Origin of the sequence: Streptomyces sp. OfavH-34-F, from assembly GCF_022347745.1 — a bacterium.
Classification (GTDB): Bacteria; Actinomycetota; Actinomycetes; order Streptomycetales; family Streptomycetaceae; genus Streptomyces.
Genome location: NZ_JAKRGC010000041.1, coordinates 1 through 15,239 on the forward strand (window position 1 = coordinate 1; position 15,239 = coordinate 15,239).

Genomic DNA, 15,239 nt, shown 5'->3' on the forward strand with positions numbered 1-15,239 from the left:
GGTGCCGGGGGCGGGGTCGCGCCCCTGCCAGCCGAAGCGGGCGGCGCCCTCGCGCAGACAGGCGGCCAGGCCGCGGCTGCTGAACGGTTTGCCGGAGTCCGGTTCCTCGGCGGGGTCGTTGCGCAGCCTCAGTTCGACGGGGTCGAGGGCGAGTGCGGTGGCGAGTTCGTCCATCGCGGACTCCAGGGCGTACATGCCTGAGGCCTCGCCGGGGGCGCGCATCCAGGAGGGGCTCGGCACGTCCAGCGCGGTGACCCGGTGGGTGGTGCGGCTGTGCGGGGAGCCGTACATGACGCGGGCGGGGACGGCGGCCTGTTCCACGAACTCCTTGAGGCGGGAGGTGTGGGTGACGATCTCCTGGGCGACCGCGGTGAGTGTGCCGTCCCGTTCGGCGCCGAGCCGGACGCGCTGCACGGTCGGCGCCCGGTGGCCGACGAGCGCCGGCATCTGGCGGCGGGGCAGGGCGAGTTCGACGGGGCAGCCGGTGTGCAGCGCGGCCATGGTGGCGAGCACGACCTGGGGGCGCGGGGTGCCCTTGGAGCCGAAGCCGCCGCCGACGTGTTCCGAGACGACGGTGACCCGGTCGGTGGTGAGCCCGAAGGCGGCGGCGAGGCTGTCGCGGACCTTGGTGGAGCCCTGGCTGGAGTCCCACACGGTGAGGTGGCCCTCGGGCGACCAGTGGGCGGTCGTGGCGTGCGGTTCCATGGGGTGGTTGTGCAGCGCCTCCAGGGTGTACGTCACGTCCACGCGGACGGGCGAGCCGGCGAAGGCGCGGTCGAAGTCGCCGCGTTCGCGGACGGCCGGGTAGCCGCCGTTGGCGTTCTCCGGGGTGTAGAGGCCGGGGTGGTCCGCGGTGAGCCGGACGTCGTGCGGGGCCGTCTCGTACGTGATGTGCAGGGCGTCGGCGCCCGCGCGGGCGGCGGCGAGGCTGTCGGCGACGACGAGCGCGACGGGCCAGCCCCGGTGGGGTACCCGGTCGTCCTGGAGCACGGCCAGGATCGGGTCGTCCGGCTCCTCCAGGCGCGGGGCGTTGTCGTGGGTGAGCACGCAGTGGACACCGGGCTGGGCCAGGGCGTCGACGGTGCGCACGGCGGTGACCCGGCCGGCCGGGACGGAGGCGGGCACGGGCCAGGCGTAGAGGCAGCCGGGCAGGCCGCGCTCGGCGGCGTAGCGGGCGGTGCCGGTCACCTTGGCGCGGCCCTCGCGGCGGACGGCGGGCGCGCCCAGTGGCTGGGGGGCGTGGCTCATGGCGGGGTCCTCGGTGGTCAGGTGCGGGCGGTGAGTTCGGCGAGGGCGTCCACGGCCAGGTGCCGGGCCAGGCGGACCTTGAAGGCGTTGTCGCGCAGCGGGCGGGCGGCGGCGAGTTCGGCGTCGGCGGCCCGCAGGAAGGTGGCGTCGTCCGCGGGTGCGCCGCGCAGGATCTCCTCGGCTGTGCGGGCCCGCCAGGGCCGGTGGGCGAGGCCGCCGAAGGCCAGTGCGGCGTGCTCGACGCGCCCGTCGCGGACGTGCAGGACGGCGGCGACGGAGGCGAGCGCGAAGGCGTAGGAGGCGCGGTCGCGGGCCTTGCGGTAGAGGCTGACCGTGCCGTCGGGCAGCGGGGGCAGCAGCACGTCGGTGACGAGTTCGCCGGGCCGGACGACGGTGTCGGCGTCGGGGTTGTCGCCGGGCAGCCGGTGGAACCCGGTGACGGGGACGGTGCGTTCGCCCTCCGGTCCGTGCAGCAGGACTTCGGCGTCGAGCGCGGCCAGGGCGACGGCCATGTCGGAGGGGTGGGTGGCGACGCATTCCTCGGAGTGCCCGAGGACGGCGAGGTCGCGGTGGGTGCCCTCACGGGCGGGGCAGCCGGTGCCCGGTGCGCGTTTGTTGCAGGGCTTGGAGGTGTCCTGGAAGTACGGGCAGCGGGTGCGCTGGAGGAGGTTGCCGCCGGTGGTGGCGATGTTGCGGAGCTGCCCGGAGGCGCCGGCGAGCAGGGCCTGGGAGAGGGCGGGGTAGCGGGTGCGTACGGCGGGGTGGGCGGCCAGGTCGCTGTTGCGGACGGTGGCGCCGATGCGCAGCCCGCCCTCGGGGGTGTCCGTGATCCGGTCGAGCGGCAGCCGGCTGACGTCGACGAGGAGGCCGGGCGTCTCCACGCCGAGCTTCATCAGGTCCACCAGGTTGGTGCCGCCGCCGAGGAACTTGGCCCCGGGGTGGGCGGCGCAGGCGCGGACGGCGTCGGCGACGGTGCCGGCGCGCAGATAGGCGAAGGGCTTCACGGCGCCACGTCCCCGACTGCCTCGGTGATCCGGGGGTAGGCGCCGCACCGGCAGAGGTTGCCGCTCATCCGCTCGCGGATCTCCTCGGGGGTCAGCCGGGCGGAGGCGTTCACCGGCGCGTCGTGCGGGGTGACGTGGGAGGGGTGGCCGCTGTCGGCCTCGGCGAGGACGCCGGCGGCGGAACAGAGCTGGCCGGGGGTGCAGTAGCCGCACTGGAAGGCGTCGCGTTCCAGGAACGCCTCCTGGAGCGGGTGCAGTCGTTCGCCGTCGGCCAGTCCCTCGACGGTGGTGACGCGGGAGCCGTCGTGGGCGACGGCCAGCAGGAGGCAGCTGTTGGCGCGGCGGCCGTCGACGAGGACGGTGCAGGCGCCGCACTGGCCGTGGTCGCAGCCCTTCTTCGCCCCGGTCAGGTCCAGGTGGTGGCGCAGGGCGTCCAGGAGGGTGGTGCGGTGGTCGAGGGTGAGGGTGTGTTCGGTGCCGTTGACGTTCAGGGTCAGGGTGGCGGAGGGGACGTCGCCGGGGATCTGGGGTTCACCGGCGCCGCCCTCCCACACACTGGTCGGGTCCACGGGCGACACCTTTCCACGAGAGCACTTTGTCCGATTTCTACCAGATGTGTGCTGCCGTCAGGTGTCCGCCGCCCTGCCGTGCGGGCGTTCGGCCTACCGGTTGTCCAGCCGCAGCCGCACTTCCTCCTCCTGGTCACCCGACACCGTGCCGAGGACCCGGACGGCGAAGGCGTCGGCCAGGCCCGCGCGGAGCCGGTCCACCGCCGCGTAGCCGCCCTGCACGTCGAGCGTGACCGGGCCGCCGAGGCGCACCGCCCCGGAGATCACCCGCGCCTCGGAGACGTCGACGGTCGCGGTCCACACGGTGGGCCGCCCGTCGCCGGCCTCGTGGGGCACGTCCGCCGACGAGCGGTCGGTGGTGAAGGCGGCCCGCAGGGCGTCGAAGACGGTGCGCGCGTCCTCCTCCGGGCACTCTCCGAGGACGACCGTCACCTCCTGGTCGTGGTGGTCCTCCGTGGCCTGCCGCTTGTCCTGTGCGCTGTTCACCGCGGTTCCTTCCGAAGGGGGCAATGCCGTCATCTCCAGGCTGACCCCGTCGGCAGTCGGCTGCGACAGGAGCGGCCCGGACCACCTCGCGTGCCCGGCACGGCACGGTCCACGCCGATCGAAACATTTTCTGTGGGCTTATCCACTTAAAACATGAATTCGAACGCCGTCCCGAGTGGCGGCCCCGAAGCGGGGTATCCGGCAAACATGGATGTTTCGGATGGAGCCCTGAATTCCCTGGCGGTCACTCTTGCGGACGGACGCGGTGCGACGGGTGTCGTGCTGGGCGTGATCGGGGTGCTCCTGGTGCTCCTGCTGATCGGCGCCTTCATTCTGGGCAAGCGACGGCAGGACCAGGAACTGCCCCCGCCCCGGCCGGACGAGCAGCCCGTCGGACCCGGCCGGCGCACCCACGAGGAGCAGCCGAACGTGCACGGCGACGACCGCTTCCCGCCCGACGGCAGGGGCCTGTCGCCCTACGAGCTGGGCGAGCACGGCAACGAGCCGATCCGCCACGAGGACGACGACAAGCGGGACTGACCCGTGCCGCGCGGGGCGTGCGGTGCGCGTGTTGCGGGAGTGGCCGCCCCCGGTGAGGCTGGTTGACGGCCCCCGAGGGCCGCCGGCACCTCTGCCGCACCCCCGATGAAGGCAGAAAGCACCATGACCCCAAGCACCCCCGGCACGGCGCCCGCCCGTGCGGCTCTCACCGGGTCCGCTGCTCCGTGCTGGGTCAACCTGATGACCCGCGACCTGGAGTCGGCCCAGGCGTTCTACGGCCCGGTGATGGGCTGGTCCTTCCGCACGGGCCGGCTCGGCCAGGACTTCTCGGTGGCCCGCCGGGGCGACGTACCGGTCGCCGGCATCGGCGCGGTGGCCACCGCGTTCCGCGTCGCGGTCGCCTGGACCCCCTACTTCGCCGTCCGGGACGCCGATGTGGCCGCCTCCCGCATCCGGGAACGCAGCGGCACGGTGGCGGTGGGGCCGCTCACGCTGGGCAAGGGGCGCGGCGCCCTGGCCGCCGACCGCGACGGGGCCGGGTTCGGCATCTGGGAGCGCACCGAGCCGGCCACGTCGCCGCCCGCGCCGGAGGACCAGGCCCACGCCTGGCTGCGGCTGCGCACCCGGAGCGCCTTCGACGCCGCGATCTTCTACGGCGAGGTGCTGGACTGGGCGAGCGGGCTGCCGGGCGCCTGCGAGGTGGCCTACGCGAAGGACGAGGTCATCGTGTGCTGCGGGGGACGCCAGCTGGCCCGGATCAGCTCCGGCGCGGTCGAGGCCGCCCCCGATCCGCTGGTCCGGCCGCACTGGCAGGTCAACTTCCCGGTGGACGACGTGGAGCTCGCCGTGCGGCGGGCGCGCGAGCACGGGGGCTCGCTGGTGGAGGAGCTGACGCAGCCGGAGGGCCGGGAGGCGACGCTCCTGGACCCGGACGGCGGGCTGTTCACCGTGACCGACCTCCCCCTCGCACCCTGAGCGGCGCGCCGGGCGTCCGTCAGGGGACGGGCAGGCACAGCTCGGGCCGGTCCCACATCACCGCCGGGGGCGCGGCCCGTACGGTGCCGGTGCGCCGCGCGCCCATGCTCAGGTAGAAGCCCTCGGCCGGCGGATGCGAGACGACGCGCACACCGGCCAGCCCGCGGGCGTCGGCCTCGCGGCGCAGATGGTCCACGAGCAGCCGCCCGGTGCCGCTGCCCTGGGCGGCGTCGGCGACGAAGAGCAGGTCCAGCTCGGGCGGCTCCAGGATCAGCGCGTAGAACCCGAGCACCTGGCCCGTGGCCTCCCGCACGGCCGCGAACACCTCATGGGCCTCGATGTAGTCCGGCCCGACCCGGTACCCGGCGACCATCGGCGCGTACGGGCCGTCGTAGGCGCGCGAGGAGCGGACCAGCCGGGTGAGGCGCCCGGCGTCCCGCGCGGTCGCCCGCCGGACGCGGACCGGGCCGCCGGACGCCCGGCGACCCGCCGGCGTAACGCTTGATCTCATGGAGCGAGTATTACGCACCGCTCGCGGCGCCCCGCACGCCACTCCCCCGCCGACGACGTGTCTCGACGGCGTGCGCGGGGGTACACGAGCCCCACGCCCGGCCAGGAGGAGCCGGGCAGCGAACCGAAGGGGATGGTGGGAGTGGACTACAGCGACCCGCGGACCGGCTGCCGCCGGAGGTGGCGGCGATGACGACCCTCGTGATCGTCCTCGCGGTGGCCGTGCTGGTGGCCGCCGGAGTGTTCTTCGTCATCGGCCGGCGCAACGGCAAGCACGGGCTGCGCCGGCGTTTCGGGCCCGAGTACGACCGGGTCGTGGCCCGGCACGACGGTGACACCAGGGCCGCCGAGCACGAACTGAACGAACGGCTGAAGCGGCACGGCTCGCTGGAGGAGCGCACGCTGACGCCCCAGGAGCGGGAGGAGTACCTGGCGCGCTGGGCGCGGGTGCAGGACCGGTTCGTGGACGCGCCGCAGCAGGCGGTGGCCGAGGCGGACGCACTCCTGGCCGAACTGGCCCGCGACCTGGGCTTTCCCGACGGCACGGACTTCGGTGAGCAGGCCGACGCGCTCTCCGTCCACCACGCCCACCACGTCCACGCCTACCGGCGGGTGCACGCCGCGCGGCGCGGCGAGGGCGGCACGGAGGAGCTGCGGACGGCGCTCGTCGAGGCGCGCGGCCTCTTCGACGTCCTGGTGTCGAACGGCACCGGCCGCCCGGCCCACCGGGACGAGCACCACGCGGAAGGAAGGGGCAGGGCATGAACGAGGTCGAACCGCTTCTCCCGGCCGGCCGGCAGGACGAGTTCGTCCGGCGCCTCCACCAGGCGGTGGCCGACTTCGTCGAGAGCCCGCACCGCGCGGTGAAGGAGGCCGAGGCCACGTTCGACGCGGTGGTCGCCGGCCTCACCGAAGCGCTCGAGGAGCGGCGCGGCACCCTGCGCGTCGGCGAACCGGGCGAACCCGGCCACGGCGACGGCGACGGCGGGGCGCGGACGGAGGAGCTGCGGATCACGCTCCAGCACTACCGCGACCTGACCGAACGGCTCCTGAGGGTCTGAGAACGCTCCGGGAGATCCACCGGCAGCCGCCCTCGCTCCTCGGCCCCCGGCACGCTTCGTGCCGGGGGCCGAGGGCTGTCCGGCCTCAGTGGGCGTGCCCGGTCTCGGCCTTCTCCGCTTCCGGCTTCCCCGTTTCCGGCTTCGAGGCTTCCTGCTTCGCGGTTTCCTGCTTCGCCGGCTGCGCGCCCGCGGCGACGGTGAACGCGGCGGTGTGCACCTCGCCGCCGTGGCGGAAGTCCAGGAACAGCCGGTAGATGCCCGCGGTCGGGGCGGTGGCGGCGAACGAGACCGAGGGGCCGGGGCCGCCCTCCTCCGGGTGGACGTGCAGGTACGCGAGGTCACCGGCGCGCAGGGCGACGAGGTGCCCGTAGGCGCCCAGGTACGGCTGGAGGTCGGTGACGGGCTTGCCGTCGCGGCTGATGGTCAGGGTGAGTTCGCGCTCCCGGCCCGGCACGGGGGTGCCCTTCAGCGTGACCCGGTAGCCGTCCGTCGTGGTGGTGGTGCTCGCGGCCGGCAGCGCCCGGGGCCGGTAGTGCCCGCCGACGGCCAGGTCCGTGCCCAGGGTGAGGTTGCGGGCGCCGTCGGCCCCGGGCGTGAAGTCGGCGAACAGCCGGTAGTCCCCGGCCGCCGGGAGCGCGGCGGTGACCGACCAGACGCCGTCCGCACCGCGTTCCGGGTGCAGATGGCGGTAGGTCCCCAGGTCGTGCGAGGCGAGGATCAGATGGAGTTCCTTGCCGTGTTCGCTCCGGTAGGCGGTGAGCGGGCGGCCGGTGGCGTCGTCCAGGACGGCGAAGCGGAGCGCCGCGGGAGCACCGGCCTCGACGGCCGGGGTGCGCAGGTCCAGGGTGTAGCCGCCGTCCGAGACCTGGAGCCCGCCGGGGGCCGCGGCGGCGGCCTTCGCGCCGTGGCCCGCGTGCTCGTCACCGCCGTGACCCTTGGCGTGGCCGGCGGCGGGCTGGGCGGCCGCGGTGCCGACCGGGCCGATGCCGCCGCCCACCCCGTAGGCGATGCCGAAGGTGGCGGCGAGCGCGGCGGCGAATGCGGTGGTCTTCAGTCCGTTGTTCATGACGCTCTCCTCGGGAACGCGGCTTCTCCGTACCCCCACAACATACCCCCCAGGGGTATGTTGTCAACAGTCGGGAGCGCTGCGGGACCGAGGAGGGCGGGCGCCGCTACGCGTCGGCGTAGACGACCAGTTCGCCGCGCAGGCGGCGCAGCGTGGGACCGGGGACGCGCAGGCAGTCGCGTACGTAGCCGTCCAGGCCGCCCCAGCGCTCGTCCATGGCATCCAGGGCCGTGTCGAGGTAGCGCGGGCGCACCTCGGTGATCGCGGAGGCGATCGCCGGGTCGCCGCCGGCGTCGAGGAAGCCCTGCACATAGGGGCGGCCGACGGCCCGCAGCACCGGGTTCACCGCGAGGAACTCCGCGCGCACGGCGTCCCGCGAGGCCCCGAGGAGCAGGAGCAGCAGGGCGGCCGCCCAGCCGGCCCGGTCCTTGCCGGTCGCGCAGTGGAAGAGCACCGGGCGCGCGGCGGGATCGGCGACGGTGTCGACGAGGGCGCGGTAGGCAGCTGCGGCGCCGGGCGAGAGGACGAGCTGGCGGTACGACCGCGCGACGGCCTCCTCCGCCTTGCCGTCGCCCAGCAGGCGTTCCGCCTCGACGGGGTCGGCGAGCAGGGCGCGGAAGCGGGCGGGGGTCACGCCGGGGTTGTCCCCCAGGACGTCGGCCACGAAGAGGCGGGAGCCGGGCGGCAGGGCGTCCGGGGCCGAGGAGCGTTCGTCGGCGGTCCGCAGATCGACGACCGTGCGGATGCCGAGCGCGGCCACGGCGGCGGCGTCCACCGGGTCGAGGCCGCCGAGCCGGCCGGAGCGCAGCACCACGCCCCGGCGGACCTGCCGCCCGGGGCCCAGGGGAATGCCTCCCAGATCGCGCAGATTGAGAGCGGAGACGGTCGGGACGGCCCTGACGGTGTGCACGATGGATTTCCTCTTTTCCCGGCACGCATCCGAATCGACTTCGGCCTGGCCGGATCAAAGTCGCATGATGTCGTCACATCGACAAAGTAAAACGCCGGTGATCACCGATCGGGCGCGGCGCCGCGGGGCCGGGCCCCCTTCCGGCCGCCCGGTGAGGTCGTCATGGCATGCGCCCTTCCGGTACCGGCCACACGGTCACGGGTGCGCCGTCCTCTCCGGATGAATGGACTGGCAGCAGCATAACTTTGGGCATTCCGTAGCGCACTGTGGCGAATCGGTACAGAGCGTCGGGCGTTGCTACGCGACAGTACGTAAAGGATCAAGCGCGCTGGGGGAGGGCAAGGTCACAGGCCGACGCGCTGCTGCTCCCCCGGGAGCTGTCCTAGCATCTGGGCCATGACGGTCCAGCCTGCTGACGGGCTTTCGCTGGCCGCCGGATTCCCTGACCCCGCCCATGAGCAGTGGCAGAGCCTCGTCGAGGGTGTGCTGCGCAAATCGGGCAAGGACGTGTCGGGACCGGCCGCCGAGGAAGCACTGTCCACCACGGTGGAGGACGGGCTCATCACCCGCCCCCTCTACACCTCGCGCGACGACGCGCCCGATGCCGGTCTCCCGGGGTTCGCCCCCTTCACCCGCGGCGGCAAGCCCGAGGGGTGTACGGCGGGCGGCTGGGGCGTACGGCAGCGGCATGCGTTCACCGACCCCGCCCGGCTCAACGAGGCCGTGCTGACGGACCTGGAGAACGGCGTCACCTCGCTGTGGCTGGCCGTCGGCGGCACCGGCGGCGTGCCCGTGGCCGGTCTGGAGCGCGCGCTCGACGGCGTCCTGCTCGACCTGGCCCCCGTCGTCCTGGACGCCGGCGCCGAACTGGACGCGGCGGCGACCGAATTGCTGCGGCTGCACGCGCGGCGCGGCACCCCGGCCGGACAGGTGCGGGGCAACCTGGGCGCCGACCCGTTCGGGCTCGCCGCGCGCGAGGGCACCGAGCCGGACCCGGCGGACGCGGTGCGCTGGGCGCTGCGCTGCGCACGGGAGTACCCGGAGCTGCGGGCGATCGTCGTGGACGCCCTGCCGTACCACGAGGCGGGCGGTTCGGCGGCCCAGGAGCTGGGCGCGTCGCTGGCCACCGGGGTCGCGTACCTGCGGGCGCTGACGGACGCCGGGCTCGGCGTCGAAGCGGCGTGCGGGCAGCTGGAGTTCCGGTACGCGGCGACCGCCGACCAGTTCCTGACGATCGCGAAGACGCGGGCGGCGCGCCGGCTGTGGGCGCGGGTCGCCGAGGTGTGCGGGGCGCCCGGCGCGGGTGCGCAGCGCCAGCACGCGGTGACCTCGCCGGTGATGATGACCCGGCGCGATCCGTGGGTGAACATGCTGCGCACGACCCTGGCGAGCCTGGGCGCGGGCGTCGGCGGCGCGGACGCGGTCACGGTGCTGCCGTTCGATCACGCGCTGGGCCTGCCCGACGCGTTCGCCCGGCGCATCGCCCGCAACACCTCCACGATCCTGCTGGAGGAGTCCCATCTGGCGCGGGTCATCGACCCGGCGGGCGGTTCCTGGTACGTGGAGCGGCTCACCGACGAACTCGCCGGGGCGGCCTGGTCGTTCTTCCAGGAGATCGAGCGGGCCGGCGGTCAGGCGGCGGCGCTCGGCTCGGGGTTCGTCGCGGAGCGGATCGCGGCGACGTGGGCGGCGCGCACGAAGGACCTGGCCCGGCGCAAGGAGCCGGTGACCGGGGTGAGCGAGTTCCCGCTGCTAGCGGAGCGCCCGGTGGAGCGGGAGCCCTTCCCCGAAGCCCCGGCCCGGCGCGGTCTGCCGGTCGTACGGCGCGACGAGGCGTTCGAGGCGCTGCGGGTCCGGTCGGACGCCCATCTGGCGGCGACCGGCGCGCGGCCCCGGGTGTTCCTGGCCGCGCTCGGCCCGGCGGCGGCCCACACCGCGCGGGTCTCCTTCGCCGCGAACCTGTTCCAGGCGGGCGGCGTCGAGCCGGTGCACGAGCCGGCCCGGGTGGACGCGGCGTCGGTCGCCGAGGCGTTCGCCGCCTCCGGGACGGACGTGGCGTGCCTGTGCTCCAGCGACGCGCTCTACGCCGAGCAGGCGGCCGAGGTCGCGGCCGCGCTGGTCGCGGCGGGCGCGCGGCGCGTGTACCTGGCGGGGCGGCCCGGCGCGTACGACGGGGTCGACGAGTACGTCTTCGCCGGCTGCGACGCGGTGGCCGTGCTCTCCTCACTTCTCGACCGGATGGGTGTGGCGTGATGCGTATCCCCGACTTCTCCGACATCGCCCTCGGGCCCCAGGACGCCCCCGGGGTCACCGAGGACCAGTGGCGCGCCGCGGTCGAGGAGTCCTCCGGCTCCGCTGCGGCGGACCTGGTGTGGGAGACCCCCGAAGGCATCGCGGTCAAGCCCCTGTACACCGGCCGGGACCTGGAGGGGCTCGACTTCCTGGAGACCTATCCGGGCATCGCCCCGTACCTGCGGGGCCCGTACCCGACGATGTACGTCAACCAGCCCTGGACGATCCGGCAGTACGCGGGTTTCTCCACCGCCGAGGAGTCCAACGCCTTCTACCGGCGCAACCTGGCGGCCGGGCAGAAGGGCCTGTCGGTCGCCTTCGACCTGCCCACGCACCGCGGTTACGACAGCGACCACCCCCGGGTGACGGGCGACGTCGGCATGGCGGGCGTGGCGATCGACTCGATCTACGACATGCGCCAGCTGTTCGACGGCATCCCGCTGGACCGGATGTCGGTGTCGATGACGATGAACGGCGCCGTGCTGCCGGTGCTCGCGCTGTACATCGTGGCCGCCGAGGAACAGGGCGTACCGCCCGAGAAGCTGGCCGGGACCATTCAGAACGACATTCTGAAGGAGTTCATGGTCCGCAACACCTACATCTATCCGCCGAAGCCCTCGATGCGGATCATCTCCGACATCTTCTCGTACACCTCGCAGAAGATGCCGCGCTACAACTCGATCTCCATCTCCGGCTACCACATCCAGGAGGCCGGGGCGACGGCCGATCTGGAGCTGGCGTACACCCTGGCCGACGGGGTCGAGTACCTGCGCGCCGGGCGGGCCGCGGGGCTCGACGTGGACGCGTTCGCGCCCCGGCTGTCATTCTTCTGGGCGATCGGCATGAACTTCTTCATGGAGATCGCGAAGCTGCGCGCGGCCCGGCTCCTCTGGGCCAAGCTCGTGCAGCAGTTCGAGCCGAAGAACGCGAAGTCGCTGTCGCTGCGCACCCACTCGCAGACCTCCGGCTGGTCGCTGACCGCGCAGGACGTGTTCAACAACGTCACCCGCACCTGTGTGGAGGCCATGGCCGCCACCCAGGGCCACACGCAGTCGCTGCACACCAACGCCCTCGACGAGGCGCTGGCCCTGCCGACCGACTTCTCGGCGCGCATCGCCCGCAACACCCAGCTGCTGCTCCAGCAGGAGTCCGGCACCGGCCGGGTCATCGACCCCTGGGGCGGCAGCGCGTACGTGGAGAAGCTGACGTACGACCTGGCGCGGCGGGCCTGGCAGCACATCGAGGAGGTCGAGGCGGCCGGCGGCATGGCGAAGGCCATCGACGCGGGCATCCCGAAGCTGCGCATCGAGGAGGCCGCCGCCCGCACCCAGGCCCGCATCGACTCGGGACGGCAGCCGGTGATCGGCGTCAACAAGTACCGGGTCGAGACCGACGAGCAGATCGATGTCCTCAAGGTCGACAACTCCTCGGTGCGCACCCAGCAGATCGAGAAGCTGCGGCGGCTGCGCGCGGAACGCGACGAGGCGGCCTGCCGGGACGCGCTCCGCGCGCTGACCGAGGCGGCCGGGCGGGAGCCGGGGCCCGGCCTGGACGGCAATCTGCTGGCGCTCGCGGTGGACGCGGCCCGTGCGATGGCCACCGTGGGCGAGATCTCGGACGCCCTGGAGAAGGTGTACGGCAGGCACGCGGGCCAGATCCGTACGATCTCCGGTGTGTACCGCAACGAGGCAGGGGAGTCGCCGTCCGTGGACCGCACCCGCGCACTGGTCGACGCGTTCGAGGAGGCGGAGGGACGCCGTCCGCGCATCCTGGTCGCCAAGATGGGCCAGGACGGGCACGACCGCGGGCAGAAGGTGATCGCGACCGCCTTCGCCGACCTGGGCTTCGACGTGGACGTCGGCCCGCTCTTCCAGACGCCGGGCGAGGTCGCCCGGCAGGCGGTCGAGGCGGACGTGCACATCGTGGGCGTCTCGTCGCTGGCCGCCGGTCACCTCACGCTCGTCCCGGCGCTCCGCGAGGAGCTGGCCGCCGAGGGGCGCGAGGACATCATGATCGTGGTCGGCGGGGTCATTCCGCCGCAGGACGTCGAGGCTCTGCTCGAGGCGGGCGCCGCGGCCGTCTTCCCGCCGGGCACGGTGATCCCGGAGGCGGCGCACGATCTGGTGACCCGGCTCGGGTCCGCCCTCGGCCACGAGCTGTGAGCCGCTGAGCGATGGCCCCGAGGATCGATCTCGACAGTTATGTGAAGGGCGTGCTCGACGGGAAGCGCGCGCACATCGCGCGCGCCATCACCCTCGTCGAGTCGACCCGCCCCGACCACCGGGCCCTGGCGCAGGAGCTGCTGCGCCGGCTGCTGCCGCACTCGGGCCGGGCCCGGCGCGTCGGTGTCAGCGGGGTGCCCGGTGTCGGCAAGTCGACGTTCATCGACGCGCTCGGCACCATGCTCACCGGGCTCGGCCACCGGGTGGCGGTGCTGGCGGTCGATCCGTCGTCCAGCCGCACCGGCGGTTCCATCCTGGGCGACAAGACCCGGATGGAGCGGCTGGCGGTGGACCCGGCGGCGTTCGTCCGCCCCTCCCCCACCGCCGGCACGCTGGGCGGGGTGGCGAAGGCGACCCGCGAGTCCATCGTGGTGATGGAGGCGGCGGGCTACGACGTGGTGCTCGTGGAGACGGTGGGCGTCGGCCAGTCGGAGACGGCGGTCGCCAACATGGTCGACACGTTCCTGCTGCTGACGCTGGCCCGGACCGGGGACCAGTTGCAGGGCATCAAGAAGGGCGTCCTGGAACTGGCGGACGCCATCGCCGTCAACAAGGCGGACGGCCCGCACGAACGCGACGCGCGCGCCGCCGCCCGTGAACTGGCGGGCGCGCTGCGGCTGATGCACGCGGCGGACGCGGTGTGGACGCCGCCGGTGCTGACGTGCAGCGCGCGGGAGTCGACCGGGCTGGACGCCCTGTGGGAGCGCCTGGAGCAGCACCGGGCGCTGCTGGAGTCCACGGGCCGACTCGCCGCCAAGCGCAGCGAGCAGCAGGTGGACTGGACCTGGACCATGGTGCGCGAGGAGCTGCTGGAGAGCCTGCGCGGCCACGCCGGGGTGCGGGCGCTGGCGCCGGAGCTGGAGCGGCGGGTGCGGGAGGGGACGCTCCCGGCGACGCTGGCCGCCGAGGAGATCCTCGCCGCCTTCCGGGGGGCCGGCCCGGCGGACTGAGCCGCCGGGCGGGCCCGCCGCCCGCTCACATCCGGGTGCGCAGGGCGGCGGTGTGCTCGCGGACCTGCTCCGGGGTGAGATAGCTGTCGGTGTACTCGAAGTCCCGCAGCGTGGCCGGCTTGTGCATCTGGAAGCCGGTGCGCACGAAGTCGTCGCCGGCGGCGGCGTTGATCAGCCAGTTCGCCATGACGCGGGCCTTGGCGACGTTGGTGCGCAGCGCCGACCAGTGGTAGCCGCGGGCGACGGCCTGGGCGCCGATGCCGTGCATCTCGATGCCCAGGGGCTTGGACACGGCGTCCTTGCCCCCGAGGTCCACGACGAGCCCGAGGTCGTGGTGGACGTACGGCTCCATGGGCCGGCCGCGCAGCTTGGCGAGCAGGTTGTCGGCGAGCTTGCGGCCCTGGCGCATCGCGTGCTGGGCGGTGGGCGGGCAGACCGCGCCGTCGCCCTTGGCCAGGTCGGGCACGGCGGCGACGTCGCCGAGCGCGAAGATGCCGTCGTGGCCGGGCAGGGTCATCTCGGCGGTCACGGCGAGCCGGCCCTTCACGGTCTCCGCGTCGAAGGTGCCGACCAGCGGGCTGGCGGCGACCCCGGCGGTCCAGATCAGGGTGCGGCAGGGCAGCACCCGGCCGTCGGTGAACGTCACGGTCTCGGCCCCGGCCTCGGCGACCGACACGCCGAGCGACACCTCGATGCCCCGGTCGCGCAGCACCTTCAGGGCGCTGGCGCCGAGCTTGTCGCCCAGCTCGGGCATGAGCTTGGGCGCGATGTCGATGAGGTGCCACTTGACGAGCTTCGGGTCGAGGCGGGGGTAGTGCCGCAGCGCGTTGGTGGTGAGGCGCTGGAGGCAGGCCGCGGTCTCGGTGCCGGCGTAGCCGCCGCCGACCACGACGAACTGGAGCCGGGACGCGCGCTCCTGCTCGTCGTTGCTGGCGTCGGCGAGGTCGAGCTGGGCGATGACGTGATCGCGTACGTAGGCGGCCTCGGCCAGCGTCTTCATGCCCCGGGCGTGGTCGAGGAGGCCGGGGATGTCGAAGGTCCGGGTGACGCTGCCGGGGCTGAGGACGAGGTGGTCGTAGCGCTCGTTGACGATCTCGTCGGTGATCTTGCGGACCACGCAGACCTTCGCTTCCGGGTCCACGCCGATGGCCCCGCCGGGGATGATCCGGGTGCGGTGGCGGCTGCTGCGCCGCAGCGACACGGCGACGGACTGCGGGGTCAGCACCCCGGACGCCACCTGGGGCAGCAGCGGCAGGTAGAGCTGGTACGAGAAGGGGGCGACGAGCGCGATGTCCGCTTCACCGGGCCGCAGCCGCCGCTCCAGACGGCGTACGCACTCGACCCCGGCGAAACCGGCTCCGACTACGAGAATCCTGGGTCGTGCCACAGTGATCGTCCCTTCTGGGGGTCTGCACGGTCGTCCGTTCGCCTGCCCCGTCACACGC

15 protein-coding genes are annotated in these 15,239 nt (G+C 74.0%); 7 read left to right on the forward strand and 8 right to left on the reverse strand.

All coding sequences use genetic code 11. The annotated features are described in order from the left end of the window. From MHW47_RS09700 to MHW47_RS09715, 4 genes are all read right to left on the reverse strand, one after another. On the reverse strand, positions 1-1,248 hold a 1,248-nt coding region (locus tag MHW47_RS09700; protein ID WP_239222254.1), incomplete at its 3' end, for a xanthine dehydrogenase family protein molybdopterin-binding subunit. A gap of 17 nt (positions 1,249-1,265) precedes the next feature. Then, positions 1,266-2,252, reverse strand: a complete 987-nt coding sequence (locus MHW47_RS09705) for a xanthine dehydrogenase family protein subunit M (RefSeq protein WP_239222255.1) — start codon at positions 2,250-2,252, stop codon at positions 1,266-1,268. Continuing rightward, positions 2,249-2,821 carry a 2Fe-2S iron-sulfur cluster-binding protein gene (locus MHW47_RS09710; protein ID WP_374230075.1) on the reverse strand — a complete coding sequence of 191 codons (573 nt, stop codon included), beginning with the start codon at positions 2,819-2,821 and terminating at the stop codon, positions 2,249-2,251. The genes MHW47_RS09705 and MHW47_RS09710 overlap by 4 nt, the downstream gene beginning before the upstream one ends. 93 nt (positions 2,822-2,914) lie before the next feature. Next, complete coding sequence (locus tag MHW47_RS09715; protein WP_239222256.1) at positions 2,915-3,307, reverse strand: hypothetical protein; 393 nt, start codon at positions 3,305-3,307, stop codon at positions 2,915-2,917. 207 nt (positions 3,308-3,514) lie between these two features. Here MHW47_RS09715 and MHW47_RS09720 point away from each other — a divergent pair, with 207 nt between their 5' ends. Both MHW47_RS09720 and MHW47_RS09725 read left to right on the forward strand, forming a co-directional pair. Then, complete coding sequence (locus tag MHW47_RS09720; protein WP_239222257.1) at positions 3,515-3,847, forward strand: DUF6479 family protein; 333 nt, start codon at positions 3,515-3,517, stop codon at positions 3,845-3,847. Between the two features lie 123 nt (positions 3,848-3,970). Further along, positions 3,971-4,783, forward strand: a complete 813-nt coding sequence (locus tag MHW47_RS09725; RefSeq protein WP_239222258.1) for a VOC family protein — start codon at positions 3,971-3,973, stop codon at positions 4,781-4,783. A gap of 19 nt (positions 4,784-4,802) precedes the next feature. On the opposite strand, the gene MHW47_RS09730 is transcribed toward MHW47_RS09725, so the two are convergent. Further along, complete coding sequence (locus MHW47_RS09730; RefSeq protein WP_239222259.1) at positions 4,803-5,294, reverse strand: GNAT family N-acetyltransferase; 492 nt, start codon at positions 5,292-5,294, stop codon at positions 4,803-4,805. Positions 5,295-5,482: 188 nt separating this feature from the next. Here MHW47_RS09730 and MHW47_RS09735 point away from each other — a divergent pair, with 188 nt between their 5' ends. Beyond that, complete coding sequence (locus MHW47_RS09735; RefSeq protein WP_239222260.1) at positions 5,483-6,058, forward strand: hypothetical protein; 576 nt, start codon at positions 5,483-5,485, stop codon at positions 6,056-6,058. Beyond that, the gene (locus tag MHW47_RS09740; protein ID WP_308381599.1) at positions 6,055-6,354 is read left to right on the forward strand and encodes a hypothetical protein; all 300 of its coding nucleotides are present in this window, start codon (positions 6,055-6,057) and stop codon (positions 6,352-6,354) included. Before MHW47_RS09735 ends, MHW47_RS09740 begins: the two co-directional genes overlap by 4 nt. Positions 6,355-6,439: 85 nt before the next feature. Here MHW47_RS09740 and MHW47_RS09745 read toward each other — a convergent pair whose 3' ends face one another. Continuing rightward, complete coding sequence (locus MHW47_RS09745; RefSeq protein ID WP_239222261.1) at positions 6,440-7,420, reverse strand: hypothetical protein; 981 nt, start codon at positions 7,418-7,420, stop codon at positions 6,440-6,442. A gap of 106 nt (positions 7,421-7,526) precedes the next feature. Continuing rightward, positions 7,527-8,330 (reverse strand): tyrosine-protein phosphatase, encoded by an 804-nt coding sequence (locus MHW47_RS09750; RefSeq protein ID WP_239222262.1) that lies wholly within the window; start codon positions 8,328-8,330, stop codon positions 7,527-7,529. 396 nt (positions 8,331-8,726) lie between these two features. On the opposite strand from MHW47_RS09750, the gene mutA reads away from it, so the two are divergent. The 3 genes from mutA to meaB are packed head-to-tail and all read left to right on the forward strand — an operon-like array spanning position 8,727 to position 13,794. Further along, positions 8,727-10,583 carry a methylmalonyl-CoA mutase small subunit gene (gene mutA / locus MHW47_RS09755; protein WP_239222263.1) on the forward strand — a complete coding sequence of 619 codons (1,857 nt, stop codon included), beginning with the start codon at positions 8,727-8,729 and terminating at the stop codon, positions 10,581-10,583. Next, positions 10,583-12,784 carry a methylmalonyl-CoA mutase gene (gene scpA, locus MHW47_RS09760; protein WP_239222264.1) on the forward strand — a complete coding sequence of 734 codons (2,202 nt, stop codon included), beginning with the start codon at positions 10,583-10,585 and terminating at the stop codon, positions 12,782-12,784. Before mutA ends, scpA begins: the two co-directional genes overlap by 1 nt. An 11-nt stretch (positions 12,785-12,795) precedes the next feature. After that, on the forward strand, positions 12,796-13,794 hold the full coding sequence (gene meaB, locus MHW47_RS09765) for a methylmalonyl Co-A mutase-associated GTPase MeaB (RefSeq protein WP_239222265.1): 999 nt from the start codon (positions 12,796-12,798) through the stop codon (positions 13,792-13,794). 25 nt (positions 13,795-13,819) lie between these two features. Here the strand turns inward: meaB and MHW47_RS09770 are convergent, their stop codons facing one another. After that, the gene (locus tag MHW47_RS09770; protein ID WP_239222266.1) at positions 13,820-15,181 is read right to left on the reverse strand and encodes an NAD(P)/FAD-dependent oxidoreductase; all 1,362 of its coding nucleotides are present in this window, start codon (positions 15,179-15,181) and stop codon (positions 13,820-13,822) included. Positions 15,182-15,239 lie beyond the last annotated feature (58 nt).

Bases quoted from the DNA above. Each gene is read 5' to 3' on its own strand.
- MHW47_RS09720 (WP_239222257.1), top strand. From the start codon at position 3,515: ATGGATGTTTCGGATGGAGCCCTGAATTCCCTGGCGGTCACTCTTGCG.
- MHW47_RS09725 (WP_239222258.1), top strand. From the start codon at position 3,971: ATGACCCCAAGCACCCCCGGCACGGCGCCCGCCCGTGCGGCTCTCACC.
- MHW47_RS09730 (WP_239222259.1), bottom strand. From the start codon at position 5,294: ATGAGATCAAGCGTTACGCCGGCGGGTCGCCGGGCGTCCGGCGGCCCG.
- MHW47_RS09735 (WP_239222260.1), top strand. From the start codon at position 5,483: ATGACGACCCTCGTGATCGTCCTCGCGGTGGCCGTGCTGGTGGCCGCC.
- MHW47_RS09740 (WP_308381599.1), top strand. From the start codon at position 6,055: ATGAACGAGGTCGAACCGCTTCTCCCGGCCGGCCGGCAGGACGAGTTC.
- MHW47_RS09745 (WP_239222261.1), bottom strand. From the start codon at position 7,420: ATGAACAACGGACTGAAGACCACCGCATTCGCCGCCGCGCTCGCCGCC.
- mutA (WP_239222263.1), top strand. From the start codon at position 8,727: ATGACGGTCCAGCCTGCTGACGGGCTTTCGCTGGCCGCCGGATTCCCT.
- scpA (WP_239222264.1), top strand. From the start codon at position 10,583: ATGCGTATCCCCGACTTCTCCGACATCGCCCTCGGGCCCCAGGACGCC.
- meaB (WP_239222265.1), top strand. From the start codon at position 12,796: ATGGCCCCGAGGATCGATCTCGACAGTTATGTGAAGGGCGTGCTCGAC.